General features: G+C 58.9%; 1 protein-coding gene. It reads left to right on the forward strand.

Annotated features, from left to right (window positions below; translation table 11 throughout):
* Positions 1 to 2105: ABC transporter permease (locus WA354_RS14820; RefSeq protein WP_472813792.1), on the forward strand; the 2105-nt coding region annotated here is incomplete at its 5' end.
* Positions 2106 to 2117 lie beyond the last annotated feature (12 nt).

Consider the following 2117-nt stretch of genomic DNA (forward strand, 5'->3'; position numbering starts at 1 on the left):
TCGTGCTCAGTTTCCGCTCGTGGCAGAGCGAGTTTGGCGCCGATCCAAGCATCGTCGGCCAAACCGTGTCGATCCAGGCACACCCCTTTACGATCGTGGGAATTGCTCCGCCGTCTTTCTTCGGCGAACGTGTCACAGAACGCCCACCAGACTTCTGGATGCCCGTAAACCAGGAGCCATACGCGCGCGGGGAAAGCACGATCCTGCATCACCCTGAACAAAATTGGCTCTATCCCTTGGGTCGCATCCGGCCGGGAACGAGCATCCCCGCGCTCCAGGCGAAACTCTCCGCGGCATTGCGCAACTGGCTTGCTACGAGGCCGGCGTACACAGAGCATGGCGGCGCGGCCATTATTCCCAAGCAGCACGTCGTGATTGTGCCCGGGGGAGGCGGCATTCAAAGCATGCAGCAGGAGACGGGCAAGGGCCTGAACATGCTCATGATCCTCTCCTCGGTCGTTCTGCTCATCGCCTGCGCCAACATCGCCAACCTGGTTCTGGCGCGCAGCACCACCCGCGGCGGAGAGGTGGCGGTGCGTATGGCGCTCGGAGCGGGACGCACCCGCGTAATCCGCCAGATCGTTACTGAGAGCGTTCTGCTGAGTTGCATTGGTGGCCTGTTTGGATTAGCCGTCGCCTATGCGGGATCGCGAACGATTCTGGTGCTTGCATTTCCTGATGCCCGGAATTTGCCGATCGATGCCACTCCATCCCTCACCGTTCTGGGCTTCGCATTTCTGGTCTCCTTGATTACCGGCGTAATATTTGGTTTCGGACCCGCATGGCTTTCGTCGCATGCTCAACCTGCCGAGGTTTTGCGCGGCGTTAATCGCTCCACGCGCGACCGCTCTGCATTTCCTCAAAGAGCGCTCGTCATCCTTCAGGCCACCCTTTCGCTTGTCCTTTTAGCCGGCGCTGTCCTGATGACCAAATCGCTCAATAATCTGGAAAATCAGAACTTCGGTGTGGTAACTGCCAATCGCTATGTTATGCATGTCGATCCGGCGGGCGCCGGTTATCACGCTGATCGGCTTCCGGAGCTCTATCGCCAGATCGAGAACCGCTTTTCATCGCTTCCCGGCGTGGCCAACGTCGGCTTGGCCCTCTACAGTCCACTGGAAGGCGACAACTGGGGCGAGTGCGTGATCCAGCAGGGTCACCCCGCTCCGGGCCCAAACGATAAATGCGGATCGACGTGGGACCGCGTCAGCCCGCATTTTCTTCAGTCGATCGGCGTGCCAATCGTGCATGGCCGTGACTTCTCTGAGCAAGACACGCAGGACACGCAGCCGGTTGCCATCGTCAATCAGGAATTCGTCAAACGGTTCTATCCCAAGGACGATCCCATCGGAAAACACTTTGGCATCGATCTTCCGCAGTATTCCGGCGCTTTCGAAATTGTCGGCGTCTTTCACGATTTCAAGATGAACAACCCGCGTGACCTCCCGCGTCCCGTCTTTCTGCGTCCCCTTGCGCAGTACTACAACGGTTACAAGACGTGGACTGGTGGTGGGCAGCCGCCGTCTTTCATCGATGCCATCATCGGTGGAGAAACGCAATCGATGTTCATTGATGCCATCATCGTGAATTTCAAGGTGCCGCAGCAGAATGCAGATGAGCTTTTGCGGCGCACGCTGGCCTCCATCGATCCGAATCTGACCGTTGTTGAGATGAGAACATTTGGCGATCAGGTGGCTGGCAACTTCACGCAGGACAGGCTGGTTGCCCGTCTCACAACGTTGTTCGGAATTCTCTCCCTCATCCTCGCATCCGTCGGTCTCTACGGCGTCATGTCCTATTTTGTGGTCCGCCGCACCAGCGAGATCGGCATTCGCATGGCGCTCGGTGCGACCCGCTCAAGCGTGCTCGGCATGGTGATGCGCGGCGCCCTGTGGCAGGTCCTGATAGGCCTTTGCATTGGAATCCCGGCTGCGCTGTATGCCGGTTATCTGATGAAGAGCCTGTTGTACGGCGTAGCCAGCTATGACCCGTGGGCCCTTGCTGGCGCAGCATTCGTCCTCGTCCTCTGTGCGGCGGCGGCCGGATTCATCCCTGCGCGGCGTGCTGCTTCCATTGAACCCATGCGCGCGCTGCGCATCGAGTAGAAGAAAGGAGAT

Origin of the sequence: Occallatibacter sp., from assembly GCF_049802275.1 — a bacterium.
Classification (GTDB): Bacteria; Acidobacteriota; Terriglobia; order Terriglobales; family Acidobacteriaceae; genus Telmatobacter.